Annotated in this window: 12 protein-coding genes and 1 pseudogene; 4 read left to right on the forward strand and 9 right to left on the reverse strand. The window is 63.2% G+C overall.

All coding sequences use genetic code 11. The features are described 5' to 3' along the window. Positions 1-132 precede the first annotated feature (132 nt). Entirely contained in the window at positions 133-3,021 is a 2,889-nt protein-coding gene (locus XaFJ1_RS08030; RefSeq protein ID WP_012916170.1) for a bifunctional diguanylate cyclase/phosphodiesterase, read from the reverse strand. 365 nt (positions 3,022-3,386) lie between these two features. On the opposite strand from XaFJ1_RS08030, the pseudogene XaFJ1_RS08035 reads away from it, so the two are divergent. Both XaFJ1_RS08035 and XaFJ1_RS08040 read left to right on the forward strand, forming a co-directional pair. After that, positions 3,387-3,641, forward strand: a pseudogene (locus XaFJ1_RS08035) (YigZ family protein); the annotation flags it as partial. Positions 3,642-3,700: 59 nt separating this feature from the next. Then, complete coding sequence (locus XaFJ1_RS08040) at positions 3,701-5,467, forward strand: ABC transporter transmembrane domain-containing protein (protein WP_012916172.1); 1,767 nt, start codon at positions 3,701-3,703, stop codon at positions 5,465-5,467. 411 nt (positions 5,468-5,878) lie between these two features. On the opposite strand, the gene XaFJ1_RS08045 is transcribed toward XaFJ1_RS08040, so the two are convergent. The 6 genes from XaFJ1_RS08045 to hrcA all read right to left on the reverse strand — a co-directional run bounded on the left by XaFJ1_RS08045 (position 5,879) and on the right by hrcA (position 12,484). Then, the gene (locus XaFJ1_RS08045) at positions 5,879-6,988 is read right to left on the reverse strand and encodes a prephenate dehydrogenase (protein ID WP_045757284.1); all 1,110 of its coding nucleotides are present in this window, start codon (positions 6,986-6,988) and stop codon (positions 5,879-5,881) included. 5 nt (positions 6,989-6,993) lie between these two features. After that, positions 6,994-7,119: a hypothetical protein gene (locus XaFJ1_RS16360; RefSeq protein WP_268747606.1), complete on the reverse strand. Its 126-nt coding sequence runs from the start codon at positions 7,117-7,119 to the stop codon at positions 6,994-6,996. A 264-nt stretch (positions 7,120-7,383) separates the two neighbouring features. Then, positions 7,384-8,514: a molecular chaperone DnaJ gene (dnaJ, locus tag XaFJ1_RS08055; RefSeq protein WP_012916174.1), complete on the reverse strand. Its 1,131-nt coding sequence runs from the start codon at positions 8,512-8,514 to the stop codon at positions 7,384-7,386. A 149-nt stretch (positions 8,515-8,663) separates the two neighbouring features. Beyond that, positions 8,664-10,586 carry a molecular chaperone DnaK gene (gene dnaK / locus XaFJ1_RS08060; protein WP_012916175.1) on the reverse strand — a complete coding sequence of 641 codons (1,923 nt, stop codon included), beginning with the start codon at positions 10,584-10,586 and terminating at the stop codon, positions 8,664-8,666. 149 nt (positions 10,587-10,735) lie between these two features. Next, positions 10,736-11,257 (reverse strand): nucleotide exchange factor GrpE, encoded by a 522-nt coding sequence (grpE, locus tag XaFJ1_RS08065; protein WP_012916176.1) that lies wholly within the window; start codon positions 11,255-11,257, stop codon positions 10,736-10,738. A gap of 168 nt (positions 11,258-11,425) precedes the next feature. After that, on the reverse strand, positions 11,426-12,484 hold the full coding sequence (gene hrcA, locus XaFJ1_RS08070; protein ID WP_012916177.1) for a heat-inducible transcriptional repressor HrcA: 1,059 nt from the start codon (positions 12,482-12,484) through the stop codon (positions 11,426-11,428). A gap of 111 nt (positions 12,485-12,595) precedes the next feature. Between hrcA and recN the strand changes: the two genes are divergently transcribed. Then, complete coding sequence (gene recN / locus XaFJ1_RS08075) at positions 12,596-14,263, forward strand: DNA repair protein RecN (RefSeq protein WP_012916178.1); 1,668 nt, start codon at positions 12,596-12,598, stop codon at positions 14,261-14,263. Between the two features lie 115 nt (positions 14,264-14,378). On the opposite strand, the gene fur is transcribed toward recN, so the two are convergent. Continuing rightward, positions 14,379-14,801: a ferric iron uptake transcriptional regulator gene (fur, locus tag XaFJ1_RS08080; RefSeq protein WP_012916179.1), complete on the reverse strand. Its 423-nt coding sequence runs from the start codon at positions 14,799-14,801 to the stop codon at positions 14,379-14,381. Between the two features lie 102 nt (positions 14,802-14,903). On the opposite strand from fur, the gene XaFJ1_RS08085 reads away from it, so the two are divergent. Further along, positions 14,904-15,302, forward strand: a complete 399-nt coding sequence (locus XaFJ1_RS08085) for an outer membrane protein assembly factor BamE (RefSeq protein WP_012916180.1) — start codon at positions 14,904-14,906, stop codon at positions 15,300-15,302. Between the two features lie 33 nt (positions 15,303-15,335). On the opposite strand, the gene XaFJ1_RS08090 is transcribed toward XaFJ1_RS08085, so the two are convergent. Continuing rightward, positions 15,336-15,590, reverse strand: a complete 255-nt coding sequence (locus XaFJ1_RS08090) for an RnfH family protein (protein ID WP_012916181.1) — start codon at positions 15,588-15,590, stop codon at positions 15,336-15,338.

A 15,590-nucleotide genomic window follows, 5' to 3' on the forward strand; every position in this document is an offset into this window, starting at 1 on the left:
AACACCGCCCCAGGCGGATGGTGAAAAATCCGGATAAAAGCAACAAGACGACCCAGCGCGATGAACGCGCTGACTACACCACCACGTCGCTATCACCCACGTTGGCGAAACGGCAACCAGCAGCGATCGCGCTCATGCCATCGTTGCTGGCATCGGCCGCCCAAGCAGATACCCCTGCCCATAGGTACAGCCCAGCTCGCGCAACGTTGCCAATTGCTGCTCGGTCTCGATGCCTTCACCGACAGTCTCGATGCCGAGCGTGTCGGCCAGGGCCAGGATGCCGCGCACCATTGTATGGCTGCCAGCGCCCGCTTCGTCATGCAGCCCAGCGACGAAACTCTGGTCGATCTTCAGCACAGAAATCGGGAAGCGGTGAAGGCAGGACAACGCTGAAAAGCCGGTACCAAAATCATCCAATTGCGCAAGCACACCGCGCTCGCGCAAGGATTGCAGAATGTCGTGCGTGTGCGTCGCATCGTCCAGCAGTGCGACTTCGGTGATCTCCACCCGCAACCGGCACGGATCAGCACCATGTGCATCGATCAGGCCGAACAGACGTTCGGTAAAATCCGCAGTGCGAAAATGTCGCGGGGACACATTCACCGAGACATAGCCGTCCTGCTCCTGCACGAGACGCCGGATCACCTGTTCATACAGCAACCAATCGACCTGCTCGATCAGTCCGCTTTCCTCACCAAGGTCGACGAACTGGCTCGGCAGCAGCATGCCACGTCTGTCGTGGTGCCAACGCAGCAAGGCTTCGTGGCCGATCACCTGACCGTCATTCAGGCGCACGATCGGCTGGTAGAACGGCTCGAAATCGCCGTGGTTGATCGCTCGGCGCAGTTCCGCTTCCAGATCCAGACTACGCAAAGCGGCTTCGTGCATGGCCTCGTCGAATACCGCGCAACGGTCCTTGGTTTGCGCCTTGGCCCGATACATTGCCGCATCCGCGTCGCGCAGCAGCTCCTCGCCATGGCTGTAGCGCGGATGCCAGAACGCAATCCCAAGGCTGCCGGAGGGGAACAGTTCGCGACCAGCGATCCACATCGGCTGAGAAAGCACATGCATCAGGCGCCGCGCCAATTCACAGGCACCGTCCACCCCAATGTCGCACGGCATGAGGATCGCGAACTCGTCGCCCCCCAGACGCGCGACTAGATCGTTGCAGCGAATCGTGGACACGATCCGCCTAGCGACCTGTATCAGCATCTCGTCGCCAGCGGCATGGCCGATGCTGTCGTTAACCGATTTGAACCGATCCAGATCAAGGAACAGGACGGCGAAAGTCTTGCACTCGCCACCGCGCGCGCGTTCAATCGCCTCACCGAGCCGGTCGAGCAGTTGTAAACGATTTGGCAAGCCGGTCAGCGCATCGTGCATCGCCTGGTGGGTCAGGCGTTGCTCGGCGAGCCAACGTTCGGCAATCTGCGCCAGCAACTGCTCGTTGACCTCGGCCAGTTCGCGGGTGCGTTCCTCCACCCGATGCTCCAGTTCGGCATGCGCCAAGCGTATGCGCTGCTGCGCGTGCTGCCGCGCTAGACCGTTGACAACATTATGTGCAACGAAGGTCAGTAATCGCTGGTCGTATTCTGTAAAACGCACATGCTTGGTGTAGCTCTGCACGGTGATCACGCCAATCACCTCGCCCTCATCGAACAAAGGCACGCTCAACCAACTTTGCGAGCGCTGGCCGTGCGTCTGAACCTCTCCCTGCGCGATGAGCGCGTCGATCGCCTCGCGTTCCAGCAATTGCGGCCGATGGATACGCATGACATATTCGGTCATACCGCGACTGAAGCGTCGCCGCGGCCGGTGCTGGGTGTATTCGTCCACCGAATAGACGAAATCCAGCATCGTGGCGTCCTCGGACAACAAGGCGATATACAGATTACGCGCGTCGATCAACCCGCCGATGATGGCGTGCACCTCGGCATAGAACTGCTGCAAACTTTCCGAGCGAATCGCTAACTCGGTGATACTAAATAGCGCCAGTTGCAGGGCTTCCGAACGCTCGCGCTCCTGAATCTCCTCCTGAAGATCGCGATTGGCGCGCTGCAATTGCTGGGTGTGTAACTGCACACGCTGCTCGAGTTGCACTCGCGCATGGTGCCGATCCATCGCCGTCTGCACGTACTGCGCCACATAGGCCAGCATGGCACGGTCGGCATCGGTATAGCGCACCGCATGGTCGTAATTCTGTACCACGATGGCGCCGCACACCCGGCCATCGCGCAACATCGGTACACCCAGCCAGTCCTTGCTGTCTAGGCCATGCTCGGGGTTATAGTCAACATGCAGGCGTTTACGCACCTGTTTCGATGGCCCCCGCACGGCACGACCATGACGTAACAGCGCGACGGTGAGGCTATGCGGCATATCGCGCAAAAAGTACGTCTGCTGCGGATCAGGGGAGAAGTCAGCGTAGCGATCGGAAAAGTACAGAAAGCACATGCTCTGCTGATCTTCGTCGTACTCGACGATGTAGCAATTTTCCGCATACATCAGCGATTCCAGCACGGCATGCACGCGCTGCAGCATCTGCCCCATTTGTAGATCGGCACCTGCAAGGTCGGTGATCTCGTACAGCGCTTGCTGTAGTTGCTTGGACTTTTCCAGGCTCTGGATACGTCCACGCATCCGCTCGCTATCGAGAAAGCACTGACCGAACGCGATGGTGATATCGCACCAAGCCTTGGTCTGTGACTCGGACATGGGCTGCGCCAGTTGCGCAGCCACCGCCACGCAACTACCTTCAGCCCTATGACGCACATGCAGCAAAGCGGGCAATACCGACACCACCAACGTCGGATCGGCCAACGCCTCCCACACCAATGCCGGCAACCATTTCGGCGCCTGCGACGTGGCGCCACACAGACGTCCGACCACGCCGTCAGCACAGCCAATGGCCACCGCGCTACCAGGCGGCAATAGTTCGCATAGCGCCTGCGCGGTGTAGTCCAGCGTGCAGTTGCTGGCCTGTTGAGACTTGCTGGCGATAGCGAACGGATTGAACAGCATCGACGGCGACTCTCTTGCCTGCTGGACGTCAGACTACCCCACACTTCCCCTATTGACGACAGCATATCCGTTACGTAAAAACTGCAATTGGGGAGTTGACCCCATTCCACTCACCTGGGCACCTGTCGAGGCTGCCTGCATACCGCACGCGTGAAGGCTTGCGATCATCTGCGAGCATTAGCACAACGGCGCCAGCGGCAATCGGCACTTGATGCGCTCCTGAACCGGCGGACACACAGGCCCTTACACCACTAGGCTCCCAACTCGCCAGCACTTGGGAACGCTCCTGCAGAATTGAACCTGAGTCGCTGCTGCAACGAACGCGGACGGCAAGCCGTGTGCGCAGCTCGTCTACAATGCCAGCAATGCGCGATACGCTCACCCACCCCATCCGTCACGGCATGGAAATCAAGCACAGCCGCTTCCTCGCCCATGCGGCGCCGATCCCTGACGCCAGCGCGGCGCTGACGTTCGTCAAGCAAGTCGCGATAACCGATGCTACCCACAATTGCTGGGCCTACCGTCACGGCACCGCGTACCGCTCCAGCGATGACGGCGAACCCACCGGGACCGCCGGGCGTCCGATCCTGGCAGCGATCGACGGCCACGGCATCGACCGGAAAGCGCGTCTGCGCGAGGCGACTGGCGACAGAATCCGTTATTCGGAACCCCCAACTGCATGAACACCCCATCGACCGACCGGGCCAAGTCGCTACGCAAGCTCGGCAACCTGCGCGCCCTGTGGCCATTCGTTCAACATCGGCGTGGCCTGCTCATCGCCTGGCTGGTCGCACTGGCGATCTCCTCCAGCGCCACGTTGAGCCTGCCAATGGCGGTGCGGCAGATGATCGACCACGGCTTCAGCGACACCAGCCGTATCAACCGATCCTTCGCCTTGCTGTTCGCGGTGGCCGTGGTGTTGGCAATCGCCACCGCAGCGCGTTTCTACTTTGTGTCGCTGCTCGGCGAGAAAGTCATCGCAGACCTGCGTGAGCGGCTATACGCGCATCTGATCGGCCTGCATTCCGGCTTCCACGACCGTAATCGCAGCGGCGAACTGGTGTCGCGCCTATCGGCCGACAGCGAGTTACTGCGCGGCGTCATCGGCAGCACCATATCGGTCGCGTTACGCAGCACGGTCACCGCGATCGGCAGTATGGCGATGCTGTGCGTGACCAGCCCGCATCTGGCGGCCTATACCTTACTGGGGATCCCGCTGGCGGTGTCACCGATCGTGATCGGCGCACGCCGTCTGCAAAAGATCTCGCGTGCCAGCCAGGACCGCGTCGCAGACGCCAACACGCTGGCCGCCGAAAGGCTGGGCGCGGTGCGCACGGTGCAAGCGTATGCGCGCGAACCCTACGAACGCGATCGGTTCGGCCAGGCGCTTGCGCTGACCGTGGCGGTGGCGCAGCGTAGGGTGCGTACGCAGGCGCTGATCACCGCCGCGGGGATCCTGCTGGTGTTCGGCGCCATCGTGCTGGTGTTGTGGTCTGGCGCGCACGAGGTCGCCGCCGGCGAACTGAGCGCCGGCGCACTCGGCCAGTTCGTTTTGTATGCGATGTTCGGCGGCGGCTCGGTGGCCTCGCTGGCGGAAGTCTGGAACGAGCTGCAACGCGCAAGCGGCGGCATGGGCCGCATCGCCGAGTTGTTCAACGAACGCTCCGAGGTGGTGGCGCCGGCACAACCGCGCCCCCTGCCGCAGCCGCTGCGCGGTGAAGTGCGCTTCGAAAATGTCAGCTTCCGCTATCCGCAGCGCACCGAGCATCCGGCGCTGGATGGCTTCGATCTGCATGTCCGCCCCGGCGAGAGCGTGGCCCTGGTCGGCCCCTCCGGTGCCGGCAAGAGTACCGTGCTGGCGCTGCTGATGCGTTTCCACGATCCGCAATCGGGCAGCGTGCAGGTGGACGGTCTTGACGTGCGCACGCTGGATCCTGCGCATCTGCGCGAAGCGATCGGCCTGGTACCGCAGCACCCGACCCTGTTCGCGGCCAGTGCCGCCGACAACATCCGTTACGGCCGGCTCGAAGCCAGCGACGCCGAGGTCGCGGCCGCCGCAAACGCGGCGGAGGCCGATGTCTTCCTGCGCCAGTTGCCTGAAGGCTATGCCAGCGAACTCGGAGAGCGCGGTGCGCGCTTGTCCGGCGGCCAACAACAGCGCATCGCCATCGCCCGTGCCCTGCTCAAGGACGCACCGATCCTGCTACTGGACGAGGCGACCAGCGCACTGGACGCACAGAGCGAACACGCCGTGCAGCATGCGCTGGAACGGCTGATGGCCGGACGCACGACGCTGGTGATCGCGCACCGGCTGGCCACCGTCCTCAAGGCAGACCGCATCGTGGTGATGGATCACGGCCGCATCGTCGCCCAGGGCACCCACGACACGCTGCTCGCACAAGGCGGACTGTACGCGGAACTAGCGCGGCTACAGTTTATCGAGTGAGTCCAGGCACACGTTTAACGAAGTCAGATTCGCACTGCACCGGTAGCATCACGATCATCAGCACGGCCGACAGCATTGCGCGGCGACCGGGACGACGGGATCACGCTGATCCGCCACGGTCAGTCATTCGGGAGCCTCGGGACGAACCGAGCTCGACAACGGCATGAGGGCCAGATTCGCCTGCCCATACCGCCGATGCTTCCACAGCTTACCCAGAAGCATGTGTGACTCAGGTCAATTTTTCACCATATCTCTTGACAGGCTTGCCAGGCAAGGCATTCAAGCGGTTGTCCACAGGTTTATCCGAGATCCATCCACAGCGCCTGTGGACGACACACTCTCTTGCAGGGACACCGTGGGACCACCTACATTCGCTCTTCAGATGGATGAACGTGGATTCATCGCCCCCGATCAATCCGCCAATACCCGACCGATGCCGCTGGCATCGATTTCTGCAGCCGCAGCCTGTAATGCGGCAGCCTCGGTGGCCGGATCGAAACTCAGACGGAAATGCAACTCGCCTGCGGGGGTACGCGAAGAATGAATCGATGCCAGATTCACCAGATGGCGCTCGAACACATACAGCAGGGTCCGCAGCGAGCCGGCACGGTCATGGGGAAGATAGACGCTGAGCGTGAGTTGCTCGGTGAGATCGGCCAGCAGATAACCGACTCGCTCGTAGCTGTAATTGCCCTGGGCAATCGCCGCTGCCCCCAGCGCATGGCGGTTGGCGTCGAGGAAGTCGGCACGGAACTGCGCTCGCGCGGCATCGTCGCCACGGGCGACCTGCGCGCGCAACCGCGACAATTGCGCGATCAACCCATCCAGCACAGCGCCAACATGCGGATTACCGAATTGGATGTCTTCGTAAATGGCCGGATTCAGCGCCAGGATGCGCGCGATGATCGCCGTATCCAGCTCGAACGAGGCTGAGCGATAAGGCAGCAACGCCTGCAACGATCCCAGTGTCGGCGCGTGCTCGCGCAACACACCCGCCTGCGCCAGATGACTGGCATGGACCATTGCCTGCACCAGGGCCATCACCCGGTCGTGGTGGTCGGGGGTGGTCCACACGCATTCGGCTTCCAACGCGGCGCACAGGTGTTGCAGCCACGACTGCCACTGCGCCACCCGCGCCTCGCACACCACCAGCACCCGCCCCTTGAGCGTGGGCGACTTCGGCGGCGCGGTCATCGGGTGCAACCCGGCCACGTCCGCCTGCGAGGCGAGCATCGCCGCGACGGGTTCACGCTTGACTGAAGTCACGTCGAGCCAGAGTTGTCCGCGTTCACGCCCAGCGGCACGCTGCACGTACTCACCGATCAGCGCCGGCGTGTGCCGGATGGGCACCGAGAAGATCAACACCTGCGCGCGTTGCAGCAACGTGTCCGGGTCGCAGGACTGCGGATCGGTCGGATCGTGGCCCACGACCTCCAACTGCATGCGCTCGCGAAAAAAGCGACTCAGCCAGCGACCATAAGCACCCGCACTCCCCACGATGCCGACAACCGGATGCAACAGGCTACTCACTGCGCACGCCCGGCGGCGAACCGTAACAACGGCGACTGGATGAAGAAGACGTCGACCGGAACCGGCCCATCGGGCCGTTGGCGACGCTCATGAAGAAGATGACGCTCGGTGGATGCGTTCATCGCGCTAGTGTAGCGTCGGGATCTGGAGGAACTGCAGACAGCCATGCGCGTGTCGCATTGAGATCACACGATTTGGTAAAAAACGACACGCTGCGGATGCAACAACTACAGTGCCTCAGCCAGGCATCGCGGCTGGTTTGTGGAGCCAGCCCACGCTGCGGCTTCAGTCGGTGCAGACATCACGACTGACGCCGCGGTGACGACCAAACACAACAGAACCACCATGCAGCAGCGGATTCGTGAGAAACCTCTGAATCGGCTCCGCTAGGAGGTCATCCGATCCCAGAACCCCTTCACCCCATCGATGAAGGTCGCCGACTTCGGCGAATGCTTGCGCGCGTCCTCACCAGTGAAAGTCGCTTCGAACTGCTCAAGCAGCTTGCGCTGGTCGGCAGTGAGGTTGACCGGGGTTTCGACCACCACGCGACAGTACAGATCGCCTTCGCCGCGGCTGCGCACCGAACGCACACCCTTGCCGCGCAGGCGGAATAGCTTGCCGGTCTGGGTCTCGGCGGGAATGCGGATCTCGGCTTCGCCGCCCAGGGTCGCCACACGCACGATGTCGCCCAGTGCGGCCTGCGAGATGCGGATCGGCACTTCGCAATGCAGATCATCGCCGTCGCGCTTGAAGATCGGATGCTCGCGCACCCGCACCTCCACGTACAGGTCGCCTGGCGGGGTACCGGCCGGGCCTGCCTCGCCCTCGCCGGACAGACGGATACGGTCGCCGTTGTCCACGCCAGCAGGAATCTTGACCGACAAGACTTTGGTCTCTTGCACCCGCCCGGCACCATGACACACCACGCACGGGTTTTTTATGATGTGACCACGCCCGCCGCAATGCGGACAGGTTTGCTGCATGGCAAAGATACCGCGCTGGATACGCACCTGACCACGCCCATTACAGGTGCCACAGGTTTCGACTTTGCCATCTTCCGAGCCACTGCCATGGCAATGCTCGCACTCGGCCAAGGTCGGGATCTCGATGCGCCGCTCGATACCGATCACCGCGTCTTCCAGATCCAGTTCCAGCACGTAGCCAATATCGGCACCACGCCGCGTCGCGCGCGCGCCCGCACCGACACCGCCGAAAATGTTGCCGAAGATATCGCCGAAGATATCGCCCATATCCGCGCCGCCGGGACCGCCGCCCATCCCGCCCATGCCATGTTCGAAGGCCGCATGACCGTGCGTGTCGTACATCCGCCGCTTGCTGCCGTCGGACAGCACTTCGTAGGCTTCCTTACATTCTTTGAATGCGGCCTCGGCGGCCTGGTCGCCCGGATTGCGGTCAGGGTGGTACTTCATCGCGCAACGCCGATACGCCTTCTTCAGATCGTCGTCGCTGGCAGTGCGGGCCACACCCAACACTTCGTAATAATCGCGTTTGCTCATTGGTCGTGGCTCCGGACGCGGGACACGGGACCCGGCATGGCGAAAGATTGGTACACGTTAATCACTCCAGGCGATACGAAACCCCGGACCCGGACAGCAGCGGGACCCGGCAAGTCCCCCTGCCGGGCCCCGGGTCCCGCTTCCGGGCCTTACTTCTTGCCGTCCTTGACTTCGGTAAACTCGGCATCGACCACGTCATCGGCCGACGAGGACGCATGCGCGCCACCCGCACTGGCGGCCGGCGGCTGCTCGCCGGCCGCCGCAGCCGCGTACAACGACTGGCCGACCTCCTCCAACGTTTTGCTCTTGGCCTCAATCTGGCTCTTGTCCTCGCCCTTCATCGCGGTTTCAAGATCGGCCAGTGCGGCTTCGACCTTGCCAATCACGTCGCCGCCAACCTTGCTGCCGTGCTCGGCGATCGCGCTGCGCGTGGAGTGGATCAAGCCATCGGCCTGGTTGCGCGCCTGCACCAACTCGTGGAACTTCTTGTCTTCCTCGCGATTGGCTTCGGCATCGGCGACCATGCGCTGGATTTCCGCGTCCGACAGACCCGACCCGGCCTTGATCTCGACCTTCTGTTCCTTGTTGGTCTTCTTGTCCTTGGCCGACACGTGCAAGATGCCGTTGGCGTCGATGTCGAAGGACACCTCCACCTGCGGCAGGCCACGCGGCGCCGGCTCAATGCCGGACAGATCAAACTTGGCCAAAGACTTGTTATAGCGAGCCTGTTCGCGCTCGCCCTGCAGCACATGCACGGTCACTGCCGACTGATTGTCCTCGGCAGTGGAGAACACCTGCGCGGCCTTGGTCGGGATGGTGGTGTTCTTCTCGATGATCTTGGTGAACACGCCACCCAGGGTCTCGATCCCCAGGCTCAGCGGGGTCACGTCGAGCAGCAAGACGTCCTTGACGTCGCCGGCCAGCACACCGCCCTGGATCGCCGCGCCCAACGCCACGGCCTCGTCCGGGTTGACGTCCTTGCGCGGATCCTTGCCGAAGAACTCGGCCACGGCCTGCTGCACCTTGGGCATGCGGGTCTGGCCACCGACCAGGATCACCTCGGTGATGTCGCTGGCGCGCAAGCCGGCATCGTTCAACGCGGTGCGGCACGGGTCGATGGTGCGCTTGACCAGATCTTCCACCAGCGCCTCGAGCTTGGCCCGGGTCAGCTTGATGTTCAGATGCTTCGGACCCGACGCGTCGGCGGTGACGTAAGGCAAGTTGACTTCGGTCTGCTGCGAGGACGAGAGTTCGATCTTGGCACGCTCGGCGGCATCCTTCAGGCGCTGTAGCGCCAACGGATCCTTGCGCAGATCGATGCCTTGATCTTTGTTGAACTCGTCCACCAGATAGTCGATGACGCGCTTGTCGAAATCCTCGCCACCCAGGAAGGTGTCGCCATTGGTGGCTAGCACTTCGAACTGCTTTTCGCCGTCGACATTGGCGATTTCGATGATCGACACGTCGAAGGTGCCGCCACCCAGGTCGTACACGGCAATCTTGCGATCACCGCCGTGAGCCTTGTCCAAGCCATATGCAAGCGCCGCCGCTGTAGGCTCGTTGATGATGCGCTTGACGTCCAGGCCGGCGATGCGACCGGCGTCCTTGGTCGCCTGACGCTGGCTATCGTTGAAGTACGCCGGCACGGTGATGACCGCTTCGGTCACCTTCTCGCCAAGGAACGCCTCGGCGGTCTTTTTCATCTTTTCCAGCACCTGTGCGGAAATTTCCTGCGGCGCCAGCTTGCGTCCATCGGCAGTGGCCACCCAGGCATCGCCGTTGTCGTGCTGAGCGATGGCGTAAGGCACCAGGCCGATGTCCTTCTGCACTTCGGCATCGCCGAACTTGCGGCCGATCAGACGCTTGACCGCATGGAAGGTGTTCTTCGGGTTGGTCACCGCCTGGCGCTTGGCCGAGGCGCCCACCAACACTTCGCCGTCCTTGGTGTAGGCGACGATCGAAGGCGTGGTGCGGTCGCCCTCGGAATTCTCGATGACGCGAGCCTTGCCGCCGTCCATGATCGCCACGCACGAATTGGTCGTGCCCAGGTCGATGCCGATGATCTTGCCCATTGGAATGACTCCTGAAATGTCGTGTGTCCGGCCTGTGCCGGGGGTCTGGTTCGGATATAGGGATGGCCGCAGATCATTCAAGCCATCGCCGCAAATTTGCGTTCTACCGCCACAGCCGCATCCGGTTCATGCGCAGGCGGCAGCCGCGCTCAATCGTGCTTGGCCACCACCACCAGGGCTGGACGCAGCAGGCGCTCGTTGAGCAGGTAGCCTTTCTGGAATACCTGAATCACGTATCCCGGGGCGACGCCCTCTAACTCGGCCTCACTGATCGCCTGGTGGTGCTCGGGGTCGAACGGCTGCCCAGCCGGGTCGAGCAGGGTCAATCCATTGTCGGCAGCGACCTTGAGCAGTTGCTTGTAGGTCAGTTCCAAACCATCACGCAGCGGACTAGGTTCGCTGCCGGCGGCGGTCAGCCCCGCATCCAGGCTGTCGAACACCGGCAATAAGTCGCCGAGCAGACGCTCGTTGGCGAACTTACGCGCCTGCTCCACGTCGCGCGCGATGCGCTTGCGCTGATTTTCCAGGTCGGCCCGCTCGCGCAGGGCATCGGCCTTGACCAGGGCCAGTTCGCTACGCAGCGTTTCCAACTCCGCCTGTAGCGGATCGGTCGCAGGCTGCTGCGCCTCGGTCAGATGTTCAGAATCGAATTCGGGGTGATCTTGGCTCATGTCTGGTCTGTGTCCCTGGCGGGAGGTACACCCGCGCTACCGGACCACCTAATGTGGGCGATGCGCAAGGATTCAAGATGCTGTGTTGCAGGGAAAGGGCGGAACGGGAGATAGAAGCGATGGCGCACAGCAGAAGGCCTGATCGACAAGGGCTAACCGCGCCGACCGTCAACGTTCATCAGACGGAGCCGGGTCGAGCCTTGCACCCAGCACCTCGGCAGCGATCTGCACCAACGGGATGACCCGGTCGTAGTCCATGCGCTTGGGGCCGATCACCCCCAGCACGCCAAGCACCTGACCACCGGCCATGTAGGGCGCCGTCACCAGCGACACGCTCTCCAGCGGCACCATGCCGGTCTCCTCGCCGATGAAGATGCGCACCCCTGGGGCACGGATGGTGCGCTCCAGCAGTTGCAGGATTTCGCGCTTGCTGGCGAAAACCTCGAACAGTTCGCGCAACCGCTCCAAGTCCGACAGATCCTGCACCCCCATCAGCTTGGTCTGCCCGGCTAGCACGACATCGTCGCCGACCGGGGCCAGCGCTTGTTCGGCCAATTCAACACTGTGGGCAAGCAATTGTTCCATCGCGTCGCGTGCGCGGCGCAGGTCGCGCAACAGGCTGGCGCGGATGTCGGCCAGTGCGCGCCCGGCGAAATGGGCGTTCAGATAATTGGCGACGCGTTCCAGTTCCGCCGGCTCGTAGGCCTTGCGCGGCTCGATCACCCGGTTTTGCACTTCATTGTCGGCGAACACCAGGATCGCCAGCACGCGCCGCGCATCCAGGGGCACGAAGTCGATGTGCCGGAACGCGAACTGCTCGCGCTTGGGCGCACTGACCACGCCGACGAAATGGGTCATCGCCGACAGCAACTCCGAGGCGCTACCGAGCAGCGCTTGGGTACCGGCGGCATTGGCCATCTCCGCGCGCAGCCGCGCCACTTCGTCCTCGGCAGGCGGGCGCATCTGCACCAGACTGTCGACGAATACCCGATAACCGGTGGCAGTGGGCACGCGCCCGGCCGACGTGTGCGGCGAGCTGAGCAGGCCGGCGTCTTCGAGGTCGGCCAGGATGTTGCGGATCGTCGCCGGGCTCACGTCCAGCCCGGCATGGCGGGCCAACGTCTGCGAACCGACCGGCTCGCCGTCACGGATGTAACGCGAGATCAAGGTGCGCAGCAATTGCCGGGCACGCGGATCGAGGGCGGACTGCAACGGCGAGGCAGGCATGGAATCAACCCGTGAGACTAGACACTAGATAATGGTTGCCTGGCCGCTTGGCAAGTCATTGGCCTACCTACCCGCGCATGCTAGCGTTGCGCGGCCCTGGATATAGACCCCATGCTCAAACACCTTTCGATCAAGGATTTCGCCGTCGTCCGCGGCACCGAACTGGAATTGGGCCCCGGCATGACCGTGGTGTCCGGTGAAACCGGGGCCGGCAAGTCGCTGATGGTGGATGCGCTCGGTTTCCTGTCCGGGTTGCGCGCCGACAGCGGCGTGGTCCGCCACGGCGCCGAGCGCGCCGAACTGTCGGCCGAATTCAGCCTCCCCGCCACCGCCCCGGCGCGCACCTGGCTGCGCGAGAACGAACTGGACGACGACGCGCACTGCCAGCTGCGCCGGGTGATCCGTGCTGACGGTGGTTCCCGCGCCTGGATCAACGGACGTCCGGTGACATTGACGCAACTGGCCGAACTGGCCGGTCACCTGGTGGAGATCCACGGCCAGCACGAACACCAGGCGCTGCTTTCGCGCAGCAGCCAGCTCGGTCTGCTCGACGCCTACGCCCGCAACGAGACCGAGCGCACCATGGTGCGCAGCACCGCCATGCGCTGGCAAGCACTGCTGACCGAGCGCGAGACCCTGCTGGCACAGGGCGACGTCTCCGACCGCATCGGCTTCCTGCAGCACCAATTGAGCGAACTGCAGCGCGAGGATCTGGACCCCGCGGCGATCGCGACGCTGGACGCTAACCACCGTCGCCAGGCCCATGCCGCCGCGCTGATCGCGGCATGCGAGAGCGCGGCGCAACGGCTCAACGGGGACGACACACCGGCGGCACTGGAACTGCTGCAGCAAACCCGCCATGCACTGGGCAAGGTCGGCGAATACGACCCGCGCCTGAGCGAGGTCCAGGCACTGATCGACAGTGCCAGCATCCAACTAGAAGAAGCGCTGGCATTGCTCGAACGGACGCGCGACGACCTCGATGCCGACCCCGCGCAATTCGAGGACATGGAACGCAAGCTCGGGCGCCTACACGACCTGGCTCGCAAACACCGAATCGGCATGGAGGCGCTGAGCGCACATCGCGACGCACTGCTCGCCGAAGTGGAGAGCCTGCGCGGCACCGGCGAGCGCATGGACCGGCTCGACGCGGAGATCGCGCAAGCCGCGCAGGCCTGGCGCGAAGCCGCGACCGCGTTGACCGTCACCCGCGCACTTGGCGCGCAAGCGCTGTCGCGCGACACCACCGCACTGATCGGCGAACTCGGCATGGGCGGGGGGCATTTCCTGATCCAGCTCGAACCGCACGAGAACGAACGGCCCGATCCGACCGGGGCCGAACGGATCGAATTCCTGGTCGCCGCCAATGCCGGACAGCCACCTCGGGCTTTGCGCAAAGTCGCTTCCGGCGGCGAACTCTCGCGCATCTCGCTGGCGATCGAGGTCGCCGCACTGGGTCTGGACGCGGTCCCGACCATGGTCTTCGACGAAGTGGACTCGGGCATCGGTGGCGCAGTCGCCGATATCGTCGGCAAGAAGTTGCGCGCGCTTGGCGAGCAGCGTCAGGTCCTGTGCGTGACGCATCTGCCGCAGGTCGCGGCGCAGGGCCATGCCCATTACCGGGTCAGCAAGGCACCGGTCGAGGGCATGACCCAGAGCGCGGTGGAACTGCTCGAACCGCGCCAGCGCGAAGAAGAACTGGCACGGATGCTCGGGGGTGTCGAAGTCAGCAAGGAAGCGCGCGCGGCAGCCAAGCGGCTACTGCTCAGCGTCGGCTAACGTACACGGGACACACCGCGTCACGGCGTAGACGCATCGCGGCACGGCAGGCCAACCTCTTCGTCGCTCTACGCCCAGTGAGGCATGCCGCCCCACTGGCTGTCACACTACGCACTCAGCCCCTCTTGCCGCCCAAGCGCTTGCTGCGCACGTACAGCACCAGCGAGTGCTCTTCCAGTTCATAGCCGTGCTCGGCAGCAATCTTCCGCTGCAACTCCTCGATTTCCGCGCTCTCGAACTCAATGATCTTGCCGGTATCCACATCCACCATGTGGTCGTGGTGGACACCGCGGTCCAGTTCGTAAACCGCCTGGCCACCTTCGAAGTTATGCTTGAGCACAAGCCCCGCCGCCTCGAACTGGGTCAGCACCCGGTACACCGTGGCCAAGCCGATTTCGTCGCCATGGTCTAGCAACTGACGATAGATTTCTTCCGCCGTCATGTGGTGACGCGCCGACTTCTGCTCCAGCAGCTCGAGGATGCGCATCCGGGGATGCGTGACCTTCAAGCCGACTTTGCGCAGATCGTGGGATTCCATGGTGTCTCCGTTCATAGCTGGTTTATCGCCAACGGCCTTGGATGGGTCGCGGCGGTCGCTGTAAGTGTATCATCGACACGATTTCCCTCAGTCCTGTCCCCGATGCGCACTCTTCTGCTGGTCGCCGCTATTGCCTTGTCCACCGCTGGCTGCGGCATCATCTACAAGCAGCCCATCTACCAGGGCAATCTGATCAAGCAGTCGGCCGTCGAGCAGCTCAAGGTCGGACAGAGCAAAGAGCAGGTCAGTGCATTGCTGGGCAGTCCCTCGATCCCGGATCCGTTCCATGCCCAACGCTGGGACTACACCTCAACCGAGCGACTGGATCGGCTGGGGCGGACCCAGATCAAGAATTTTGTGGTGTTCTTCGAGAACGATCAGGTCACCCGCTGGGAAGGCGACTACTTCCCCGACCAGGATGCCGAACTGTCAAAGAACAGCGTGCACCAATTCGGTCGCAATCTGGCCAAGGACAAGAAGAAGCAACGCCGCGGCGAGTAAGCCCATCGCCGCTATTGGCAACATAACAAGGTTTCAACCCGGCTTGGCACGCCGCCGACGGGCATCCTTCGGATCGACCAACAGCGGCCTGAGCAGTTCCACCCGATCACCGTCCTGCAACAACCGGTTCGGCGCGGCGATCTCACCGTAGATCGCACAGGGCATGCCCGGCGTCGCTTCGGCCAACGCAGCCGACGCCAGCGCATCGGCGACCGTCGCACCATCGCGCAGCTGCAGCGTCCGCGACACGAATCGCTCCGGCCAAGCCAGCACTACCTCGATCTGCAA

The organism is Xanthomonas albilineans, from assembly GCF_009931595.1.
Taxonomy (GTDB): Bacteria; Pseudomonadota; Gammaproteobacteria; order Xanthomonadales; family Xanthomonadaceae; genus Xanthomonas_A; species Xanthomonas_A albilineans.

What these genes read in the sequence shown, in the direction of transcription:
- XaFJ1_RS08030 (WP_012916170.1), bottom strand. Translation starts at nt 3,021, where the DNA reads ATGCTGTTCAATCCGTTCGCTATCGCCAGCAAGTCTCAACAGGCCAGC.
- XaFJ1_RS08040 (WP_012916172.1), top strand. Translation starts at nt 3,701, where the DNA reads ATGAACACCCCATCGACCGACCGGGCCAAGTCGCTACGCAAGCTCGGC.
- XaFJ1_RS16360 (WP_268747606.1), bottom strand. Translation starts at nt 7,119, where the DNA reads ATGAACGCATCCACCGAGCGTCATCTTCTTCATGAGCGTCGCCAACGG.
- dnaJ (WP_012916174.1), bottom strand. Translation starts at nt 8,514, where the DNA reads ATGAGCAAACGCGATTATTACGAAGTGTTGGGTGTGGCCCGCACTGCC.
- dnaK (WP_012916175.1), bottom strand. Translation starts at nt 10,586, where the DNA reads ATGGGCAAGATCATCGGCATCGACCTGGGCACGACCAATTCGTGCGTG.
- grpE (WP_012916176.1), bottom strand. Translation starts at nt 11,257, where the DNA reads ATGAGCCAAGATCACCCCGAATTCGATTCTGAACATCTGACCGAGGCG.
- hrcA (WP_012916177.1), bottom strand. Translation starts at nt 12,484, where the DNA reads ATGCCTGCCTCGCCGTTGCAGTCCGCCCTCGATCCGCGTGCCCGGCAA.
- recN (WP_012916178.1), top strand. Translation starts at nt 12,596, where the DNA reads ATGCTCAAACACCTTTCGATCAAGGATTTCGCCGTCGTCCGCGGCACC.
- fur (WP_012916179.1), bottom strand. Translation starts at nt 14,801, where the DNA reads ATGGAATCCCACGATCTGCGCAAAGTCGGCTTGAAGGTCACGCATCCC.
- XaFJ1_RS08085 (WP_012916180.1), top strand. Translation starts at nt 14,904, where the DNA reads ATGCGCACTCTTCTGCTGGTCGCCGCTATTGCCTTGTCCACCGCTGGC.